The organism is Galliscardovia ingluviei, from assembly GCF_014635685.1.
Classification (GTDB): Bacteria; Actinomycetota; Actinomycetes; order Actinomycetales; family Bifidobacteriaceae; genus Galliscardovia; species Galliscardovia ingluviei.
The window spans coordinates 1,006,349-1,025,962 of sequence record NZ_BMDH01000001.1 but is presented as its reverse complement, the minus strand read 5'-3'; the positions used below and the strand labels follow the sequence as shown (position 1 = coordinate 1,025,962).

22 protein-coding genes and 1 tRNA gene are annotated in these 19,614 nt (G+C 45.4%); 17 read left to right on the top strand and 6 right to left on the bottom strand.

What is annotated here, in order from left to right; all coding sequences use genetic code 11:
* From IEU85_RS04220 to IEU85_RS08780, 8 genes are all read left to right on the top strand, one after another.
* On the top strand, positions 1–399 hold a 399-nt coding region (locus tag IEU85_RS04220), incomplete at its 5' end, for an Imm70 family immunity protein (protein WP_188354942.1).
* Positions 400–427: 28 nt separating this feature from the next.
* The gene (locus IEU85_RS08875; protein WP_371866626.1) at positions 428–496 is read left to right on the top strand and encodes a hypothetical protein; all 69 of its coding nucleotides are present in this window, start codon (positions 428–430) and stop codon (positions 494–496) included.
* A gap of 11 nt (positions 497–507) precedes the next feature.
* Positions 508–909: a hypothetical protein gene (locus tag IEU85_RS04210; protein WP_188354941.1), complete on the top strand. Its 402-nt coding sequence runs from the start codon at positions 508–510 to the stop codon at positions 907–909.
* Positions 910–924: 15 nt separating this feature from the next.
* On the top strand, positions 925–1,290 hold the full coding sequence (locus tag IEU85_RS04205; protein ID WP_188354940.1) for a hypothetical protein: 366 nt from the start codon (positions 925–927) through the stop codon (positions 1,288–1,290).
* 43 nt (positions 1,291–1,333) lie between these two features.
* Positions 1,334–1,552, top strand: coding sequence for an HNH/endonuclease VII fold putative polymorphic toxin (locus tag IEU85_RS04200; protein WP_268234208.1), 219 nt, complete (start codon positions 1,334–1,336; stop codon positions 1,550–1,552).
* Between the two features lie 11 nt (positions 1,553–1,563).
* The gene (locus IEU85_RS04195; protein ID WP_188354938.1) at positions 1,564–1,971 is read left to right on the top strand and encodes a hypothetical protein; all 408 of its coding nucleotides are present in this window, start codon (positions 1,564–1,566) and stop codon (positions 1,969–1,971) included.
* A gap of 18 nt (positions 1,972–1,989) precedes the next feature.
* Entirely contained in the window at positions 1,990–2,349 is a 360-nt protein-coding gene (locus IEU85_RS04190; protein WP_188354937.1) for a hypothetical protein, read from the top strand.
* 215 nt (positions 2,350–2,564) lie between these two features.
* Positions 2,565–2,693: a hypothetical protein gene (locus IEU85_RS08780; protein WP_268234204.1), complete on the top strand. Its 129-nt coding sequence runs from the start codon at positions 2,565–2,567 to the stop codon at positions 2,691–2,693.
* A 270-nt stretch (positions 2,694–2,963) separates the two neighbouring features.
* On the opposite strand, the gene ettA is transcribed toward IEU85_RS08780, so the two are convergent.
* The 4 genes from ettA to msrB all read right to left on the bottom strand — a co-directional run bounded on the left by ettA (position 2,964) and on the right by msrB (position 7,098).
* Entirely contained in the window at positions 2,964–4,643 is a 1,680-nt protein-coding gene (ettA, locus tag IEU85_RS04185) for an energy-dependent translational throttle protein EttA (protein ID WP_188354936.1), read from the bottom strand.
* A gap of 152 nt (positions 4,644–4,795) precedes the next feature.
* Entirely contained in the window at positions 4,796–5,356 is a 561-nt protein-coding gene (locus IEU85_RS04180) for a virulence RhuM family protein (RefSeq protein ID WP_188354935.1), read from the bottom strand.
* 153 nt (positions 5,357–5,509) lie between these two features.
* Positions 5,510–5,929, bottom strand: coding sequence for a peptide deformylase (locus IEU85_RS04175; RefSeq protein WP_188354934.1), 420 nt, complete (start codon positions 5,927–5,929; stop codon positions 5,510–5,512).
* Between the two features lie 95 nt (positions 5,930–6,024).
* On the bottom strand, positions 6,025–7,098 hold the full coding sequence (msrB, locus tag IEU85_RS04170) for a peptide-methionine (R)-S-oxide reductase MsrB (protein ID WP_188354933.1): 1,074 nt from the start codon (positions 7,096–7,098) through the stop codon (positions 6,025–6,027).
* Between the two features lie 368 nt (positions 7,099–7,466).
* On the opposite strand from msrB, the gene IEU85_RS04165 reads away from it, so the two are divergent.
* On the top strand, positions 7,467–8,834 hold the full coding sequence (locus IEU85_RS04165) for an MFS transporter (protein ID WP_229714718.1): 1,368 nt from the start codon (positions 7,467–7,469) through the stop codon (positions 8,832–8,834).
* Positions 8,835–9,575: 741 nt separating this feature from the next.
* Here the strand turns inward: IEU85_RS04165 and IEU85_RS04160 are convergent.
* Positions 9,576–9,649, bottom strand: a tRNA-Ile gene (locus IEU85_RS04160).
* Between the two features lie 315 nt (positions 9,650–9,964).
* On the opposite strand from IEU85_RS04160, the gene rpmE reads away from it, so the two are divergent.
* The 3 genes from rpmE to prmC all read left to right on the top strand — a co-directional run bounded on the left by rpmE (position 9,965) and on the right by prmC (position 12,422).
* The gene (gene rpmE, locus IEU85_RS04155) at positions 9,965–10,177 is read left to right on the top strand and encodes a 50S ribosomal protein L31 (RefSeq protein ID WP_188354932.1); all 213 of its coding nucleotides are present in this window, start codon (positions 9,965–9,967) and stop codon (positions 10,175–10,177) included.
* Between the two features lie 201 nt (positions 10,178–10,378).
* Positions 10,379–11,476 (top strand): peptide chain release factor 1, encoded by a 1,098-nt coding sequence (gene prfA, locus IEU85_RS04150; protein ID WP_188354931.1) that lies wholly within the window; start codon positions 10,379–10,381, stop codon positions 11,474–11,476.
* A gap of 19 nt (positions 11,477–11,495) precedes the next feature.
* Entirely contained in the window at positions 11,496–12,422 is a 927-nt protein-coding gene (prmC, locus tag IEU85_RS04145; RefSeq protein ID WP_188354930.1) for a peptide chain release factor N(5)-glutamine methyltransferase, read from the top strand.
* A gap of 217 nt (positions 12,423–12,639) precedes the next feature.
* Here prmC and IEU85_RS04140 read toward each other — a convergent pair whose 3' ends face one another.
* Positions 12,640–13,323, bottom strand: a complete 684-nt coding sequence (locus IEU85_RS04140; protein ID WP_229714717.1) for a sugar O-acetyltransferase — start codon at positions 13,321–13,323, stop codon at positions 12,640–12,642.
* A 455-nt stretch (positions 13,324–13,778) separates the two neighbouring features.
* Between IEU85_RS04140 and IEU85_RS04135 the strand changes: the two genes are divergently transcribed.
* The 5 genes from IEU85_RS04135 to IEU85_RS04115 all read left to right on the top strand — a co-directional run bounded on the left by IEU85_RS04135 (position 13,779) and on the right by IEU85_RS04115 (position 19,292).
* A complete protein-coding gene (locus IEU85_RS04135; protein ID WP_188354929.1) occupies positions 13,779–14,495 on the top strand; it encodes an L-threonylcarbamoyladenylate synthase in 717 nt (238 codons plus the stop codon).
* A gap of 111 nt (positions 14,496–14,606) precedes the next feature.
* Positions 14,607–15,785 carry a glycosyltransferase family 4 protein gene (locus IEU85_RS04130; protein WP_188354928.1) on the top strand — a complete coding sequence of 393 codons (1,179 nt, stop codon included), beginning with the start codon at positions 14,607–14,609 and terminating at the stop codon, positions 15,783–15,785.
* Positions 15,786–16,025: 240 nt separating this feature from the next.
* Positions 16,026–16,607 (top strand): Cg1360 family ATP-synthase-associated protein, encoded by a 582-nt coding sequence (locus IEU85_RS04125; protein ID WP_188354927.1) that lies wholly within the window; start codon positions 16,026–16,028, stop codon positions 16,605–16,607.
* A gap of 34 nt (positions 16,608–16,641) precedes the next feature.
* Positions 16,642–18,192, top strand: a complete 1,551-nt coding sequence (gene guaB / locus IEU85_RS04120; RefSeq protein ID WP_188354926.1) for an IMP dehydrogenase — start codon at positions 16,642–16,644, stop codon at positions 18,190–18,192.
* 332 nt (positions 18,193–18,524) lie between these two features.
* A complete protein-coding gene (locus IEU85_RS04115; protein WP_229714716.1) occupies positions 18,525–19,292 on the top strand; it encodes a GIY-YIG nuclease family protein in 768 nt (255 codons plus the stop codon).
* Positions 19,293–19,614 lie beyond the last annotated feature (322 nt).

Here is a 19,614-nt window from a genome sequence, read left to right as displayed (position 1 = left end):
TGTACTGTGGGTTCGTTTGCGTATGGTAATGCGTTTTTTGCTACGGTGTGCACTCGGTTAGAAGATGGCGTGTGGGGTAGTCGCTTTCCTGTGGTGATGAATCATTTGAGTTGGTATCGCATTGAAGTCGATTGGATGGATCAGGCTTTACTCGAGCTTGAGACTATCAAGCGTGAGTTGAGTGTGTTGCCGGTGAGTGATGTGGTGTGGGTTGTTGACTTGCCTGAGGCGAAGCCTCCTTATGATGTCGGTGGTGATAGTGAGGCTGTGAATTTAGCTGAGTTCTTTACCACCCGGAATGGTAAGAATCTGATTGATGAGATTATAAACTTGGTTACGTATGGTCAACAGATTGATAGCCGTGTGCTAAAGAGCTATATGTACGGCATCGAAGGGTGATCAGCCTGCGCATGTTCATGCTCGTCCTGTGTCAAACCCTAGGACTGGGAGTATTGATGGTGCTCAGCGTCATTATTATTTCGAAAACGAAGAGTAAAGGAGCTTTGTATGTGGCGTAAATTGATGCAGAGAAAAAAATTTCATTCGATCTTATTTGATGAATTGCCTGATTTAAAAGGAATTACTGTATGTGGTCTTGAAACTTATCAAGATGCGATTGAATTATCTTTTGATCTACCTACTCCGATTGACCATCTTCCGAGGAAATGGGAGCAGAGGGGGTTTACCACTGTTAGAGAGAATATGGAGTTTGCTGATATAAAAAGTTTTTCTATGAGTTTAGATTGTCCTTTTCCGATAGTGGATGCTGAACTTCAAGATTTAGGTAAAGACGGCATACGGTTTATTGCTCAAGGACCGTATGCTCATCTTGAGGTTATAGCGTATATGGTGGGTTTGTACAACCCTACAGGTGTTCGTTTTGCTGGTGATCATTTTACAGTGTCGTAAACGGGGAGGGTAGCTATGTGGATTGATGTTTTTGACTCCTATGGCACATTTTGTAAGTTGTATGATGCGGTGCCTTCGTTAGAGAAATGTAGTTATAAGAGCGTTACTGTCGAAGAGGGTGGGAAACGTATTAGATTCTGGGGAAGACTGTACGCGCCTGTGGATCATCCTAGACCGGATTGGTATACGGACGAAGATGGTAATGTGAAGGTTTGTTTTGATTTTTATGGCGTAAAACATTTTCAGACTCATATAGATGTTGATGCTTCGGATTCAAATACTGAGCTATTGAAGGTTGATGGTTGTGTGGTGTTTCATGGGTATGGCGAGCGCCGTGATTTCAGTATCGTTGCAGAGGGTGTGACTTTAAAACGTGGATAGAGAATGAAAAAATTCTAATAGTGAAAGGGAGGTTGGACCTCCAATTGATAAGCGGCATGCGGAAGAAATGGGAATTGAATATGATCCAAGGGACAATGAATATACTGTGGTGATCCAGGATCATACCGCTGGGCATCAGTTTGGTGCTGAGGGTGGGAAGGGTGATCAGCCTGCGCATGTTCATGCTCGTCCTGCGGCGAATCCTTGGACTGGTAGTATTGATGGTGCGCAGCGTCATTATTATTTTGAAAACGATGAGTAAAGGAGCTTGCTATGTGGCGTGAAGAGCTAGAGGGTAATAAGTTTTTGTCTATGTTGTTTGATGATGTTGCGTTGTTTGATGGCATGGTGCTGTGTGGTGTATATGTTGTGGGTAGTGGGCAGATGATTGATGTGTATTTTGATATTCCGACTCCGGTGGATCATCCTCCGAAGAAGTGGCAGCAGCAGGGTTTTACTTTTGCAAGAGTAGATATCACATTTGATGTAATTCGAGAGTTTTCTGTACGGTTGGATCGTCCTTACGCGGCGGTGGACGCTGAGTTTTATGAGTTTAACAATAATCATGTGCGGTTTGTTGCGCATGGGGTGGATGCTGATCTTGATATTGCTTCCTATGGTGCTTTTATTCAGCGTATTCGTGGTGTTCGTGCTGTTGGTGATCCTTTTAGAGTCTGGTAGATAGTAGATAGGGGTTTGATGATGTGGATTGATGTTGTGGAGTCGGGGGATTGGATTCGTCAGTTGTATGATGTGGTGCCTCCGCTAGAGCATATTGCGTGTAATTTTATGTTTGTTGATGAGGGTGGTGGTTCTATCGAGTTGAGGATGGTTTTGCCTGTGCCGGTGGATCATTCTGCTGTGCGTGGTCGTGGTGGTGATGGGATTATTCTTGTTTTAGTGTTTCATGGTGTGCGGAGTTTTCGTATGCGGATGGTTGGTAAGCGTATGATTTCGAGTGCGCAGTTAGAGAGGGTGGATGGGCAAGTGGTGTTTCATGGGTATGGTGAGCAGGTTGATTGCACTATTGTTGCTGATAGCGTGTCTGTAGGAAAATGATAGGCCAGTAACGGTTGTTGTTGGGTTGTGTGGTCAATGGTGATTGCATGACTGTTGTATGCTGGGTTGTTGTTGATTTTTACTCGGCTGTCTATGCTGTTTACTGTTTAATTTCCAAAGAGTTAAAGGTTTTGAACCATACTCTGACTGTTGGATTGGGGCAGTTTCTTCTGGATGATAAGTACTAGCAGCGTAAGTTGTATTTGCCTGAGGGTATGCGGCAGACGATTGTGATTGATGTTGAGGGTCAAGATATTTCTGATGATATGAGGGCTTCTTTGGTGGAGAAGATTCGTAGTCGTGTTTCTGTAGATGTTGATGTTCATTTTATGGAGGAGGAGTGAGTATGTCTCTTGGATTGGAATATTGGTATAACGGGACCGTGGACATTTTTTGTAGAAAAATTATCTTTTATATAGTGTAACCGAGTTTGGTGCTGAGGGAGGTGAGAGTGATCAGCCTGCGCATGAGAAGATTGTATTGCGTGTGTACTGTGAGTGGGTGGGGAGCTGTAAATTCATAATGAAAATGGGGACTGAACATACATCCAATCCCCATGCATATTGATAACGGTATAAAGACGTACCGTTTAATTCATGTCATATAGCAATTCGTTACACACGTGTGAGCTTACGGTGTAGACGATGTGGTTTAGAAGCTTCCTCACCGAGGCGAGCAATCTTATTTTCCTGATAGGACTGGAAGTTACCTTCAAACCAATACCACTTTGCAGGGTTTTCGTCATCACCTTCCCAAGCGAGAATGTGGGTAGCTACGCGGTCGAGGAACCAACGATCGTGGCTGACGACCACTGCGCAACCTGGGAATTCAATCAGCGCGTTTTCTAATGATTCCAAGGTTTCCACATCAAGATCGTTAGTAGGCTCATCGAGGAGCAACAAATTGCCGCCCTGCTTCAAGGTCAGTGCCAAATTCAAACGATTACGTTCACCACCAGAAAGCACGCCGGTAAGTTTCTGCTGGTCAGCACCCTTGAAACCGAAGCTTGCTACGTAAGCGCGTGTAGGCACTTCTACGCCGCCAACTTCAATAAAATCAAGTCCATCAGAGACTGCTTCCCACAGATTCTTCTTAGGGTCAAGGCCGGCACGGTTCTGATCAACATAGCTGATTTTTACGGTGTCGCCAATCTTGAGCTCACCACCGCTTAATGGCTCTAGCCCTACGATGGTCTTAAAGAGTGTAGACTTACCGACACCGTTAGGGCCAATAACACCTACAATGCCATTTCGTGGCAAAGTGAAGCTCAAATCATCAATGAGCACGCGGTCGCCAAACGCCTTGTGAATATGCTCAGCTTCAAGTACGGTCGAGCCCAAACGTGGTCCTGGAGGAATCTGTATTTCAGAGAAGTCCAGCTTCTTGGAATTCCTTGCCTCCTGCTCCATCTGGTCATAGCGTTCCAAACGAGCCTTATTCTTAGCTTGACGAGCCTTTGGTGAAGAGCGTACCCATTCGAGTTCGTTCTTCAAGCGCTTAGCGAGCTTAGCGTCTTTAGCACCCTGAATTTCCATACGCTTGGCTTTAGTCTCCAAGTAGGTAGTGTAGTTGCCCTTGTATGGGTAGAGTGAGCCGCGGTCGACTTCGCAAATCCATTCAGCAACATTATCCATGAAGTAGCGGTCGTGGGTTACTGCAATGACAGCGCCCTGATACTGGTGCAAGAATTGCTCTAACCACAGAATGGATTCAGCGTCCAAATGGTTAGTAGGCTCGTCGAGCAACAGCAAATCAGGTGCTTCAAGTAGGAGCTTGCACAGTGCTACACGGCGTCGCTCACCACCGGAGCATACAGACACTGGCGTATCTGGGTCAGGGCACTGCAATGCGTCCATGGCTTGTTCAAGTTGGGAATCTAAATCCCAGCCGTTAGCTGCATCAATCTCTGTCTGCAGGGTGCCCATTTCTTCCATGAGGGCATCAAAATCGGCGTCAGGGTTTGCCATTTCTTCGCCAATTTCATTAAAACGAGCAACCTTCTCAGCAATACCGCCGAAAGCCATTTTAATGTTTTCGCCCACAGTTTTTGTGTCATCTAATGGTGGTTCCTGCTGCAAAATACCAACCGTAAAGCCTGGGGTTAAATAGGCTTCGCCATTAGATACGGTGTCAAGACCTGCCATAATTTTCAGCAGGGTAGACTTACCCATACCGTTTGGTCCGACGACACCAATTTTTGCGCCCGGCAAGAAGCTGAGCGTGACATTATCAAGAATCACGCGATCGCCATACGCCTTGCGAGCGTTAATCATCTGGTAGATAAACTCTGCCACAAATACTCTTTTCACTCATACGACGATGAAACAAACATCACTAGTATCCCATATGCTATCGTCATGCTGCTGGTATTTGCGACTGGAAGATGCGTATGCATGCTGCTACATTCCGATGCCCTGCATTTTTTATTTCATTCAGATAGATCCCATTATGCGATGAAATGCTCGATTAGAGCAATCATTATGTCTTTTTCTCTGGGCTCGGATAAAGCAATCATAAGAGTTATTGCTGTCAGCGTATTGCCAGCAATTTCTGGATTAGATGATCGCTGTAGTACCTTTACAACGGATTCCAGAGTTTCCAAACGTTGACGATTGATTGTATATCCTTGTAACAAGTGTTGTTTAAGCACAGTGTTTGCCCATCGGCGGAAATACACACCTTCTCTAGATTTCACTCGGTATCCGATGGAGAGAATCATGTCTAAGTTATAGTGTTCAACTTGGCGTTTAACTGCCCTACCACCTTCATCCTGAACTGTCGCAAATTTTGCGACAGTTGGAATTTCGCTTAGCTCCTCACGTTTGGCATTTCCTATATGCTTACCAATCGTTTTGATATCACGTCCAAAAAGTATAGCTAGTTGTTGCCTAGTTAGCCACACGTTGTTGTCTTCGATACGTACATCTAGGTGCACGGTATGGTCGTGACTTTCGTATAGTACTACCTGCTGTTCGTTGGTAGGACGAACTGATTGAGGGCTACTCATAATTCTATCTCCCTATTCTTATCTATTATTCTAGCCGTTCAATGCTTTAACTCTTAGCATGATTATTCGTTTAAGCAAACGAGTACTAAAGGATTAGTAAGGATTATGAGAAGCAGATAGCACATAGCTCAGTATGACAGTATGCTCTGGAAGCTAGATAATAATGCCCAGTGTATGGTCAACTTCATGCTGGATGGCTTCTGCAGTACCGCCAGTAAACGCGGCATGACGCGCCCTGCCACGAATGTCTTGCCAGCTCACTTCAATACGACGATACCGTAGGGTAGAGCGTTCTCCTTGTAAACTTAGGCAGCCTTCTTGTGTCTCGTACGCGCCATCTTGGGTGGTGATTTGCGGGTTGAGCATTGTGGTAATGCGACCGCCCAAATCTTCATCGACTACTGCGATAATGCATACAGATTCGCCAATCATATTGGCAGCCATGCCGACACAACGTTCGCGATTGGCATCAAGCGTATCTACCAAGTCTTGCGCAATGTGAATATCATCAAGCGTTGCTGCTCTGGATGGTCGTCGTAGGAAAGACACTGTGGTCATTATTGGTCGCTGCAAGGAGTGCTCCTCATGTATTACTTCTATTTACATGCTCTATTTTGAAGTTCAGTATAGCGAATGCTGTATTTGCAAATGATGGATTGCAAATATTATTATTGCTCAATACTGTTTGTAACTTGCTCGATCCACTGTCCATAGCCTGCTTCTTCCATCTGTTCTAGCGGTATGAAGCGCAATGATGCTGAATTGATGCAGTAACGTAATCCGCCAAGCTCAGCAGGACCGTCATTGAATACATGCCCTAAGTGAATCTGCGTTTCCCCAGCCCTGACTTCAATACGAGGCCTGCCCGGTAAACTCAAATCGCGATGCTCGGTTAAAAGAGCATTATCAATTGGCTTGGAAAATGCCGGCCAGCCGCAACCAGAATCATACTTATCGCTCGATAGAAATAGTGGAGTGCCGCTTACGATATCGACATAAACGCCTGGGCGGAATTCATGATCGTACTCATTGGTAAAAGGCGCTTCCGTAGCAGCTAACTGTGTTACTGCAAACTGTTCGTCATTTAATGCCCAGACTTGCTCAATCATATGAGCACGTTTACGGGCGCCAGCAATAGCCATTGGGGGAATATGGCAATAACCATTAGGGTTTGCAATAAGATAGTCCTGATGATAATCCTCAGCAGTGTAGAAATTCTTGAGTTCGTCAATCTCTACTGCTGGCGTCTTGCCATAGCGTTTGGCGAGCTGGTCAAGCGCCTGAGTGTAGGTATTGCGCTGGGCTAAGCATGTTTTTGCATCCGCATGTTGGGTATCAATATACAATCCTGAACGATATTGTCTGCCGGCATCGTTGCCTTGGCGATTGACGGAGAATGGATCAATGACATCAAGCACCATAAGGGTAAGTACGCGCAAGGAAAGCACTGTAGGATCGAAGACAACTTGTACTGTTTCCACGGCGTCAGTTTGTCCAGAGCACACTTGCTCGTAACTTGGCTGCTCCACTAGAGACTGTACGTAACCAACAGTGGTTTCGATTACGCCATCGAGTTGCTGTAGATAGCGTTCCATACCCCAGAAGCAGCCTCCTGCGATGTAGGCAGTTTGCGTGTCTGAGTTCCGCTGTGATTGAGTAGACTGTAGTGGTTGGTCGGTTTGTGTGTCTGGACTAGTTTGTGGCACTTGCTCTGATTGTTGTGCATGTGTTGGCTCGCTCATGGTATGCATTGTCCTTGTGGTTTGCTCGCGTATTGGTCTACATGTTTATGGTTGAAGCCAAGTATAACGAAGTAGCGTCGAGATAGCTCATAATTTTGCTAGATACATAATAGTGAATATGGTCAGATAGTTGCAACATGTATGCACAATGGTTGCAATATGCACGCACACTGTACGCAATGAGATGACGAATATGGTCACATAATAACCAGTATTTCACAATATGAAATTTCTTACATTGCATAAAACATTCCTTATACACTGTACCCGAGCCCCACAAGGGCTTTATAAATACTTACAATGCTTACGCCACATGGTCAGAACACCGCATGGTAAAAAGCAGCGTTTCGCATTGCAAATGAGGAATTGTGTCAATATCAACCGCACAGGTAGCCACTGCTACTATATCAACGAAAAACAAGAAAACCGCTATTAACTCGCCTGCAGAAGTTATCGCAGCAAGCCTTGCTGGAACGACTGTGGAATTCTACGACTTTTACGTATACGCAACGGCAGCAGTGTTGGTATTTCCTAAGCTATTCTTCCCAGCCGCCAATGCAACCGCAGGCTTACTGGCATCTTTTGCGGTATTCGGTGCTGCTATGATTGCTCGCCCTATTGGTGCAATCTTCTTTGGCCATTTGGGCGATAAGCGCGGGCGTAAAACTACGCTGATTGCTTCACTGCTTACCATGGGTGTTGCAACATTTCTCATCGGTTTGTTGCCAACATACAACCAGATTGGGTTAGCTGCACCAGCGCTACTGCTGCTACTGCGCCTTACTCAAGGTTTTGCTCTTGGTGGTGAATGGTCAGGCGCAGCACTTGTTGCCACAGAAAACGCTCCGGCAAATAAGCGTGCGCTCTATGGCACCTTCCCTCAATTAGGCGCACCAATTGGCTTTATTATTGCTAATGGTTTGTTCCTTATTATTAACTACGCTCTGCCACACCCAGATGGTTCTGCTATGCAGTCACCAGCATTTATGTCATGGGGTTGGCGCATTCCATTCCTCTTTAGTGCAGTGATGGTAGCGATTGGACTGTATGTGCGCTCGCAGCTTGCAGAATCACAAACCTTTAAGCAGGCAGAAGCACGCGGTGTGATTGTACGCGTGCCACTGGTAGATACTCTGCGTCACCATATGAAGGCAGTAGTACTGGGCACTTTTGCAATGTTGGCAACATATGTGCTCTTCTACTTAATGACCACATTCAGCCTGACCTACGGTACTGCTTCTTCTGATGGAGCGATTGCAGGACTTGGTATTAAATACACTGATTTCGTGCTTATGCAGATTATTGGTGTGGTTTTCTTTGGTTTGTTTACCATGCTTTCCGGACCTCTAGCAGATTCCATTGGTCGCCGTCGTCTGCTGATTTGGGTTACTGCAGTAATTATTGCATTTGCTGTGATGTTCCCGCTGTTTTTAGATGGGCATGGTCCGACTTCATTTGGCGGAGCAATGGCAGAAGCATTCTTAGTAATTGGCTTTACACTGATGGGCTTCACCTTTGGTCCAATGGGCGCACTACTTCCAGAAATGTTCCCAACAAATGTGCGCTACACAGGTTCAGCTATTGCATATAATGTAAGCTCTATTTTAGGTGCAGCATTAGCGCCAATTATTGCAACAGCATTGTGGAGTGCTGCAGGGGGGCAGTACTTGGATGGTAGGTGCTTACTTAGCATTCTGCTCGCTGCTCACGCTGATTTCGTTAGTATTGACTCGTGAAACAAAAGATTTAGATTACAATGCAGATCTTGGAACAAAAAGTAACTAAGTGAAGAATATCTGGTATAAACATATTGAGACATAGTTCTCTTGTGTTGCCGAGTCGCTGCTAGCTGTGCTGGTGGCGACTCTTTTATATGTTATGCGGTTGCTTTAGGCTAAACGGCTCTTGAGATTTGAGGGTGGCTGTATTGCTTTCTGCCTATATGCCTTATTGCGACCTAGTGGTTTTTGGAGTGCGGGTTTTTGAAGTATGGGTTTTCGTTTTGTGTGGTTTGGAACATCAGATATTTCATACTAGCTGGTTTGGTGTAGTGAATCGTATGCAACGTAATACCTGCTATTGCAAAGTAGCGGGTTTTTGCAGGAAAATGCGTGATTTTGAATACTTGCTATTACGAATCAGCTGTTTTTCAGGGGTATTGCTTCTCATTATGTACCGTTTGTAATAGCACCTATTGCTGGCTAGACGTTTCATCCTGTTCTTCTGTACGATTTGGAACATCTGATATTACAAACTAGCCAGTTTTACTCAAAATACTCGCACCGAACATCACAAAATCGGCATATAGGTAGCAAAGTGTTGCTGGCTAGCGTGTGGTGTCAGCCAGTTTTACCCAAAATACTCGCACCGAACATCACAAAACCCCAAGAATCGATATATTGGTCCGAATAGATTGTTGCCTCATTAGCAATCTGAACAAATAACGAAACATTATAGCGAACATGTGAATGAAAAAGTGGGGCCGCAGGGGCTTGAACCCTGGACCGACGGATTATGAGTCCGCTGCTCTAACCGACTGAGCTACAGCCCCTGTGCACATGTATATGCGCAACGAAGCAATACTGTAGCAGACCCCAACCCCAAACACACGCGGTATATGTATCTTGAGGTAGAGCTATCGGTGAACAATACTGCATAAGTAGGTGCTGTATGTAACGATGCTACATGTATCATATTCCGCACGCAACCTTATATGCAATAATGATTCGGCTGCACGAAAACTTCACTGAACGCATAGAGAGGCACTTGTGCAATGTCTGCTTATCTGAGTAAGATACATTCGGTTCCGGTTCACGGTTGCTATTGGGGTAATCGACCCGGATCCCTCGAACCCTAGGAGATTACTATGAAGCAGGGTATTCATCCAGAATACGTACCTACTAAGGTTGTATGCTCTTGCGGCAACACCTTCGTAACTCGCTCAACAATGACCAGCGGTGTTGTTTCCGCTGATGTCTGCTCAAACTGCCACCCATTCTACACTGGTAAGCAGAAGATTCTCGATACTGGTGGTCGCGTGGCTCGCTTCGAGCGTCGTTACGGCAAGAAGGCTCAGTAACACTTTTGCCGGCTTCCGCATATTCCATGTTGCATATACTCATGTATTGTAACAAGGTGCTGTAATGTGGATGCCGGCATTTTTTGTAAGATAGTGCTTTTGTAAGATAGCACGTTTGATAGTCTGTAAGTAAACAGAGTAGGGAAAGCATAGTTTGCGTTGGCACAGAGCATAGCGCAGTATGACATGGAGTGACGTTACATGAATATTGATGAAGAATTTCCAGCTGCGGCAACTGCTGTAGAAGAATTCCGTGCCATCGAAAACCAGATGAGCCAACCTGAAGTGGCATCGAACCCAGATACTATGCGCAAACTAGGGCGCCGCCATGCTGAACTAGCAGCCATTGTAGAAGCTCGCAATGCATATGCGCAGCTTATGGATGACGCCGAAGCTGCCAAAGAAATGGCAAGCGAAGACCCAGATTTTGAAGAAGAAGCCAAACAGCTCGAAACACAGGCGCAAGAAGCAAAAGAAAAGCTTCGTACTGCACTTATTCCTCGAGATCCAGATGATGCACGCGATACGATTATGGAAATTAAAGCAGGCGCAGGCGGCGAAGAGGCAGCCTTGTTTGCTGGCGATCTCCTTCGTATGTATATGCGTTATGCCGAACGTCGCGGCTGGACATGCGAAATTCAGTCGCAAAATAGCACCGAGCTTGGCGGCGTAAAAGATGTGCAAATTGCTATTCGTGCTAAGGGCACGCCAGCGCCAGCAGATGGTGTGTGGGCAAGTCTGAAATATGAGGGTGGCGTACACCGCGTGCAGCGCGTGCCAGTAACCGAGTCTCAGGGACGAATTCAGACTTCTGCTGCAGGTGTGATTGTGTTCCCAGAAGCGGATGATGATAATGATGAAATTGAGGTCGATCCAAAAGATTTGAAGATTGATATTTTCATGAGCTCCGGCCCTGGTGGACAGTCGGTAAATACCACATACTCTGCAGTGCGTATGACACATATTCCAACAGGTATTGTGGTGAGTATGCAGGACGAGAAGTCGCAGATTCAAAATCGTGCAGCAGCATTGCGTGTGCTTAAGTCACGATTGCTCGCGATGAAGCATGAGCAGGAAGCTGCCGAGGCTGCCGATATGCGCCATTCACAAGTTCGTTCCTTGGATCGTTCCGAGCGTATTCGTACCTATAATTTCCCTGAAAATCGTATTGTTGACCACCGCACTAACTACAAGGCATATAATCTTGACGCAGTGCTTGATGGTGATTTGCAGGCGGTTATTGATTCTGATATTCAGGCAGACGAAGAGGCACGTTTAAGCCAGTCAAATAAGCAATAATAGCGGATGTGCTCACGCTGTGCAGTACAGTCAGATCGTCGATCAGGTAGCTTCTACGCTTGAGCAGGCAGGTATTGAACCATACCGGCATGAAGCATTAGTATTGGTAGCGTATGCGTTAGGCATAGAAGTACGAGAATTACAGCGCCTTATTATTATGCGCCAAGATATACCATTGTCGTCTGATGCTACAGCACAGCTTATGCAGCGTATTGAAACGCTTACACAGCGTAGGGCTCAACGTGAGCCATTGCAACATATTCTTGGAGTGGCGCCTTTTCGCTATCTCACGTTGCAAGTGGGTAGGGGAGTGTTTATTCCGCGACCAGAAACTGAGCTTGTTGTACAAGCAGGTCTTGATTGGTTAGAGCATCAGCATCAAGTGCAGAATCTCACTCAACCGCGTGTGGTGGATTTATGTGCTGGCAGTGGTGCTATTGGTCTTGCAGTGCTTACTGAACGGGTAGACAGCCAAGTTTGGGCAGTAGAACTTGACAACGATGCTTTACAGTGGACGCAGCGCAATGCCAAGACAGTATGCGAGCAATATGAATCAACTCATGCAGCACAGCGATATCATCTGATACAGGGAGATGCAACGCAGGCTGCTAAGCTAGACGGACTACGGCCGATAGTTGGTGCTATTGATTTAGTTCTCAGTAATCCACCGTATATTCCACTGGATACTCCAGTGACACAGCTTGAGGTACGCGATTATGATCCGCAGCTCGCATTGTACGGTGGGTCGGCAGATGGTACTGCTATTCCTCAACATGTGCTCGATGCTGGCTATCAGCTCCTCGCGTCAGGCGGCTGTATGATTATGGAGCATGATGCCAGTCAAGGAGCGGTGTTAGCACGATATGCACAGCGCATTGGCTTTACTCATGTTGAAGTGTGTCAAGATTATGCGGGGCGTGATCGGTTTATTCAAGCAATAAAATAAGTACAATCACGCCTATCGCGACCACGTATAGGGCAGTCGTACTTAGCTCAATTTCACTGAGTGCGACCACGCATAGTTTCACGCTTAGTTTAATCACGTCTCAATAACCACGCTTAATGCGACTGTGCTCTGCTCGGCAAAGTTAAGCATTACGAGACTGAGCAAAGAGCTAAACAAAGCAAGACTGAATATTATTGATTATGATTATTGGCGGTCACTATTGCGCGTAACTTTGCAAACTTGCCGCATCATTTGTGTCGTCAATCTGGCGCAGCACGCGTGCAGGGTTACCAACAGCAATACTGTGAGCAGGAATGTTTTTAGTAACCACAGCGCCGGCACCAATAACTGATCCTTCTCCAATGGTTACATTGCCCAAAATAGTAACATTGCCGCCAATCCAGCAATTGCGTTCAATAGTAATAGGCAGACCATACTCATAGTCGTAGTATTCGCCACTTGCAGTTTGGCGCAGATTCCTATCTTGCCAGCGCAAAGGATGCATGGGTGGTAATAGTGACACATTCGGTCCAATAAGCACATCATCACCAATGCGCACTGGAGCACAATCAAGCACTGTGAAATTGTAATTGATAAAAACTCGGTTACCAATAGTTGTATGCACACCGTAATCGCATTGCAGCGGGCCTAGTATTTCGATAGCATCTCCATGTTCGGGGAAGAGCTGGTCGAGAATCTTGGTGCGTTCGGCTGCTTGACTATGTGGCAATTGGTTGAAGGTCAAACATAAATCTGCAGCACGTTCGCGCAGTGCCGTCAGTTCCGCATCTGCAGGGTTATACAGTCGCCCAGCTAACATTTCTTCACGCTCGGTGGCGCGCGGAGTACGTAGTTCAACTGGCTTAATTTCAGCATTGTTTACGCTATCATTTGTAGTCATTTCAATACGATAGCAAGCATAGAGTGTTTACTAATACGAAACTGATAATGGTTACGAACCTACTACAACTATAGTCAAAGTATGGCGCATTTTGTTGTACGTATTGCTGTACACATTGCTAGTTTAGGTATTAGCAATTGTTCAAATATGGTTTTCGCATTACTACGGCGATCACGCTATGTCTTACTACAGCATTCACGCTATGTCTTACTGCAACTTTCTACTGTGTATTACCACAATTATCCGCTATGTATTGCGTTAAATAACTATTATCGAAACTGTAACTTTGACAATACATAAAAGAGATGGCTGGGGGCTATAAAGAGATGGCTGAGTACTATTCGCAGTTCCTTTCCATTTTTCCATTTTGCCGTTTATTGCCTTCTTATACCTTCATATGCCATATAAATACCAGCTGTGCTAGGCTCGCGTTACCATGTGCAGGGAGGTAACCAATGGCACGCATACTTACAGTAGATCAGCAGTCACTACAACTTGCTCAGCACATCATTGCACAAGGTGGTGTAATTGCCATACCTACAGACACTGTATATGGCGTAGCCTGTGACCCCACTTCAAAAGAAGCCGTACAGCGACTTTTTGTCGTTAAACACCGTCCAGCGCAAAAAACTGTGCAAATTCTAGTAGCACAACTATCTGATATTCACCAGTATGGCTTGAGTATTCCATTCCCGCTCGATATGGTAGCACAGCATTTTTGCCCAGGAGGATTCTCTCCAATATGCAATGTTGATGATCCAGATACGGCGCTGGTTACTGTGCGCACACAGACCGATGAGCACGGCAATATTCATCGCACACAGGCGGTTCGTGTACCAGCACACCTTGAGGCGCAACAAATTCTCGCACTATGTGGTCCGCTTGCAGCATCAAGTGCTAATATTTCAGGCATGCAGGCAGCAACATCAGCGCAGGAGGTGGAGCAAATGCTAGGGGATAGTGTTGACCTCATTCTTGATGCAGGTCCAACACCAGGCCCAGTGGCCAGCACAGTATGTGCATACAATGCTCAAGAGCCGCAATGCATGCAAATTTTACGCGAAGGAACAATACCGATGACAGAAGTGCGCGAGTTTGCGCAGCAAGTGCTTGCAGAACACATGAATCATGAAGAACACGTAATGAAACACGAACAGCGTATAGCCGAGTAATCGAGTAACCGAGTAATACATTACGAAACAAAACAGCGCACACGCACGCTAAACCATCAAATGCCAAACTATCAACTGCCAAACCATTGAATATAGACACTAGGGGAATACATGAGAGTTTATCTACTCATTGCCGCAATTGCAGGAGGCGCAACATATTTATTCACGCCGCTAGTGCGTCATCTTGCGATTCGTTTTGGTGCAGTAGGTAAAGTGCGCGCTCGCGACGTGCATACCATGCCTACACCTCGTATGGGCGGCGTTGCTATGATGCTGGGCTTCCTCGTATCGATGTGTATTGCCAGCCAGTTGCCGCTTACCAGAGCGCTGTTTGTCAATAGTTTGCAACCTGAGGTAATTGCGTTAGGTGCAGTAGGAGTGTGCTTGCTGGGTGTGCTTGACGATCGCTGGGATTTGGATTGGATGCTCAAACTTGCCGGTCAGCTGATTATTGCTGTGTTTGTATCATGGGGTGGGCTTGAAGTGGTATCTCTTCCATTTGGTTCACTTATTGCTGCTTCTCCAAGTGTTTCTATGGCTATTACAGCAATATTGATTGTGGCTTCTATTAACGCAGTGAATTTTGTCGATGGACTAGATGGGCTATCCTCGGGCATCGTTGCTATTGGTGGTATTGCATTCGCCATTTATTCGTATATTATTGCACGCAATTCTCCAAGCTACGCCTCGCTTGCCACAATGATTGATGTGGCATTAGTGGGTATTTGTGTGGGCTTTTTGCTGCATAACTGGCATCCGGCAAAACTATTTATGGGTGACTCCGGTTCCATGCTGCTTGGATATTTAGTTACATGTGCATCAATTGTGATGACAGGTAGATTGGATCCTTCAACAATTCATGCCAGTATATATCTTCCAGTATTTATGCCTATTCTTTTGCCAATTTTGGTGCTGTTTTTGCCTGTGCTCGATATGTGTTTGGCAATTGTGCGTAGATTGGCAAAAGGTCAGTCTCCTATGCATCCTGATCGTATGCATTTGCATCACCGTATGCTTCGAATTGGGCATTCGGTACAAGGTGCGGTATTGATTTTGTGGGGTTGGGCAGCGCTGATTGCGTTTGGTTCGCTTTCTATTTTGGTATTGCCTATTCATCTGGCAGCAGCAGTTTTTGCTGTAGCAGCAATTGTACTTACTGTGGTAACGATGTATCCGTATGCTAGGCACAGGATTCGTGAGATACGTGAGGGTGATCTTGATGCAGTATCAACATCAGACGATCCTGCTCTTCCTCATCAGCCGGTAGCACAACATCGGGCGGATAAATGATAAGTCAGGTCAGCATTATGTAGGCTAGTGCTATAGAGCAAGTCCGCATAGCACATTCTGATAGAGAACAGTATGAGAGAAGAGTTTGTTACACCATGTGACAATATGGTTATACCAATAGTCATACGATAAAAAATTCGTTATAGTAAATAACGCATATAGCAAAGCACAACACCTACTGCATGTCACACTAGTATGAGGAGTGCGTGAAGTAGTAGGGAGACTGGTAGGAAGAGCACCATGGCAATCAAGCAGGGAAATAAGTTAACCGAAGTAAGTGGGGAAAATAGTACCTTGACAAGCAATGCTGGAGAGCCTCAAACCAAAGTTAGTGAAAGCAAGACGATTAACGAGCAGGAAGCTCCGAGCAGTATTCGCGAGGACACCGTATGGACGCTGATGTGGCGAGCAATTCATCAAAGTGTGCTGTTCTTAGGTATTTTTGCTATTTTGTCGTTAATTGGAAGCTATATGTTTGTAGGGCTTTCTGGAGTAAGTGCTGCGCTTATGGCTATTGTTACAGTAGTGCTATTTTGCCTTTCCAATCCGGTGCTGGTGGCGGTGCTTTCGCGTCTGCATTTGCGTCCTGCGGCATATATGACATGGTTTATGCTCGGCTGGATTATAAAAATTGCTATTGTGGTAGTGGTATTGCTCTTAGCTCAGCAGATTCCGGGTATTAACCTTAAATTGTGCGGGATTCTCATTATTGTGGGTGCGGCGATTGTACTTGCTGCAGAAACACATACAGCACTGAATTCGCGCGTGCCATATGTTAGGCCGGAAGAAGTGCACCAATCAGCTCACAGCGACACTATGTGAGACACACGTCCCCCCGCGAATATACAGTACTGCTATGGCTACAGATTTTGATGTGACCGCGCAAAGCGCGTATGCCCCACTTCCTCCAATATTCGCTAAGCTTGGTTTAGCTTATGACGATGTGCTGTTATTGCCTAATGAAACTGATGTTATTCCATCAGAAGTAGACACCACCACACGCCTTACTCGTGAAATCAGCATGAAAGTCCCAATGATTTCTGCTGCAATGGATACCGTCACCGAAGCTGATATGGCAATTGCTATGGCACGTAACGGCGGTATTGGTGTGCTACATCGTAACTTGTCTATTGATGACCAGGCTGCGCAAGTTGATATTGTTAAGCGCTCTGAGTCTGGTATGATTACCAATCCTTTAACCGTAAATCCAGAAGCGACCCTAGCTGATTTAGATAAGCTATGCGGTCGTTTTCATATTTCTGGTTTGCCTGTTGTCGACAGCGATAACCGTTTAGTTGGTATTATCACCAACCGCGATATGCGCTTCATTGCAACAGAAGACTACGATCGTCTCAAGGTCAAGGACGTGATGACGCGCGAAAACCTCATCACTGGTCCTTCAAATATTTCTAAAGAAGATGCTCACGACCTGCTGGCTAAGCACAAGGTAGAAAAGCTGCCATTAGTTGATGCAGAAGGTCATTTAACTGGTTTGATTACCGTTAAGGACTTTGTGAAAACTGAGCAGTACCCAGATGCTACTAAGGATGAGCAAGGTCGTTTGCGTGTGGCTGCCGGCGTTGGCTTCTTGGGTGACGCATGGCAGCGTGCTTCCGCATTGATGGAAGCTGGCGTGGATGTGCTGGTAGTAGATACTGCTAATGGTCAGGCACGTTTGGCACTGGATATGATTCGCCGTTTGAAGAATGATCCAGCCTTTAGGAATGTGCAGATTATCGGCGGTAATATTGGTACTCGCGAAGGCGCTCAGGCTATGATTGATGCCGGTGCTGATGCCGTTAAGGTTGGTATTGGACCTGGCTCTATTTGCACAACTCGTGTAGTCGCAGGCGTGGGCGTACCTCAGCTTACTGCAGTGTATGAGGCAGCTCTTGCATGCCGTGAAGCTGGTGTGCCATGTATTGCTGATGGTGGTATTCACTATTCTGGTGATATTGCTAAGGCTCTTGTTGCAGGCGCAAGCTCCGTCATGCTTGGCGGCACTTTGGCAGGCTGCGAGGAAGCTCCAGGCGAGAAGGTACTGCTGCATGGTAAGCAATACAAGCTGTATCGTGGTATGGGATCCTTGGGCGCTATGGCTCCACGCGGTAAGAAGAGCTATTCTAAGGATCGTTACTTCCAAGCAGATGTTACCAGCAGCGACAAGGTGATTCCAGAAGGTGTAGAAGGCGAAGTGCCATACCGTGGACCACTGTCAGCAGTGCTGTATCAGATGATTGGTGGCTTGCATCAGTCCATGTTCTACATTGGTGCACACAATATTAGTGAGATGAGCGAGCGCGGCCGCTTCATCCGCATTACTGATGCAGGTTTGCGTGAGTCTCATCCACACGACATTGTGATGACTGCGGAAGCTCCAAACTACACTGGTTTCCATGAGAACTAAAGCTCGGGACTATCCAAAGATAGTTTTATGGCTAGGTTTATAGGCTGGGTTTATTAGAGAAGCCATTAAACCATTAAGAACTTCCTGTTAGATGCTGGAATTACTGGCATCAGCAGGAAGTTTTTTATGTCATTTGTTTGGTGCACATATAGATACAGATATTGAGTATAGTTGGTAATTGTAGTTGAGAAAATATAGAGTCAATGAGGACGGAATAGTTATACATGGTTGGGAAAGTAATCAATCTCTTTTTAATGGATGGCGAGCCTAGCGGGCGAATAAAATGCACATTAGCGAATTGGACTGGTCTCGCATATAAAATTCCTCGAACAATGATGGATCAATCCAAAAGTATTAAGTATTTACAACAGTCAGGTGTGTATCTATTGTTTGGTGTGTCAGACGAATTTGATGAACCGATTGTTTATATTGGGCAGGCTGGTACTCGCAAAAATGGTCTTGGTATTTTGAATCGTTGGGAAGAGCATAAGCGCAGTAGTGATAAGGATTGGTGGACTGAAGCTGTTGCATTAACCACTGCTAATAATTCTTTTGGTCCTACTGAAATGAGTTACCTCGAAAACCGTTTCCGTAATATGGCAGTTGAGGCTGGACGATACCGAGTTCACAATGGTAATGAGCCAACTACAGGAAATCTTACCGAAGAAAAAGAAAGCGAAATGGAAGAGTTCATTTCATATGCAAGGATTGTTATTGGCGCTTTAGGATACAAAGTTTTCGAACCGCTCATTGCAAAGAAACATAATTTCGGGAATATTATAGAATCTGCCCCTGAACCATTACTCTATTATCACAGCAGTAAAGCGGACGCAACTGGGCTGAGGACAGCTGAAGGTTTTGTGGTACTCTCTGGAAGTAAAATTTCACAGGAACTAGTGAAAAGCACCCCAGATAATGTGGTAGGACTCAGAGAAAAGAATGCTGCGAATATTGGTGTCGATGGTGTATTGAAGAAAGATCTTTTGTTTGCTAGTCCATCTACCGCTGCTTGTTTTGTTGGTGGTGCTTCCTTGAGTGGAAAAACAGCGTGGAAGACCAAAGAGGGAATTACTCTTAAGCAGTTGGAGGAGCAGGAGTAATACGCATAATTTTTCAGAAAGTAGCTTTTATGAAAGATTTGCTACAGATTAGTACAGAATGAATCTAATTTTTCAACCAGCTTAGGAATGGAGGATAGATAAATAACATAGTAAGTGTTTTTGTAGAAATAAACACACGGATTATCACAAAACTATCTTAGTAAGAATATAGTGCTGACCAACAGAACCACCCTTGCATAGCTTCTCCTTTGGAAGCTCAAAGTCGAGAGGAGGCTTCTTCTGCCTATATGCTTTGATTTACTATTTTCATGGAATCTTACCCATACTATATTAGATAGTTAGAGATCAGCTATAAAGGGGA

Bases quoted from the DNA above. Each gene is read 5' to 3' on its own strand.
- IEU85_RS04210 (WP_188354941.1), top strand. From the start codon at position 508: ATGTGGCGTAAATTGATGCAGAGAAAAAAATTTCATTCGATCTTATTT.
- IEU85_RS04125 (WP_188354927.1), top strand. From the start codon at position 16,026: ATGGCAATCAAGCAGGGAAATAAGTTAACCGAAGTAAGTGGGGAAAAT.
- IEU85_RS08780 (WP_268234204.1), top strand. From the start codon at position 2,565: ATGCGGCAGACGATTGTGATTGATGTTGAGGGTCAAGATATTTCTGAT.
- prfA (WP_188354931.1), top strand. From the start codon at position 10,379: ATGAATATTGATGAAGAATTTCCAGCTGCGGCAACTGCTGTAGAAGAA.
- msrB (WP_188354933.1), bottom strand. From the start codon at position 7,098: ATGAGCGAGCCAACACATGCACAACAATCAGAGCAAGTGCCACAAACT.
- IEU85_RS04130 (WP_188354928.1), top strand. From the start codon at position 14,607: ATGAGAGTTTATCTACTCATTGCCGCAATTGCAGGAGGCGCAACATAT.
- rpmE (WP_188354932.1), top strand. From the start codon at position 9,965: ATGAAGCAGGGTATTCATCCAGAATACGTACCTACTAAGGTTGTATGC.
- IEU85_RS04195 (WP_188354938.1), top strand. From the start codon at position 1,564: ATGTGGCGTGAAGAGCTAGAGGGTAATAAGTTTTTGTCTATGTTGTTT.
- IEU85_RS04180 (WP_188354935.1), bottom strand. From the start codon at position 5,356: ATGAGTAGCCCTCAATCAGTTCGTCCTACCAACGAACAGCAGGTAGTA.
- IEU85_RS04190 (WP_188354937.1), top strand. From the start codon at position 1,990: ATGATGTGGATTGATGTTGTGGAGTCGGGGGATTGGATTCGTCAGTTG.
- IEU85_RS04135 (WP_188354929.1), top strand. From the start codon at position 13,779: ATGGCACGCATACTTACAGTAGATCAGCAGTCACTACAACTTGCTCAG.
- IEU85_RS04140 (WP_229714717.1), bottom strand. From the start codon at position 13,323: ATGACTACAAATGATAGCGTAAACAATGCTGAAATTAAGCCAGTTGAA.
- guaB (WP_188354926.1), top strand. From the start codon at position 16,642: ATGGCTACAGATTTTGATGTGACCGCGCAAAGCGCGTATGCCCCACTT.
- IEU85_RS04115 (WP_229714716.1), top strand. From the start codon at position 18,525: ATGATGGATCAATCCAAAAGTATTAAGTATTTACAACAGTCAGGTGTG.
- IEU85_RS04205 (WP_188354940.1), top strand. From the start codon at position 925: ATGTGGATTGATGTTTTTGACTCCTATGGCACATTTTGTAAGTTGTAT.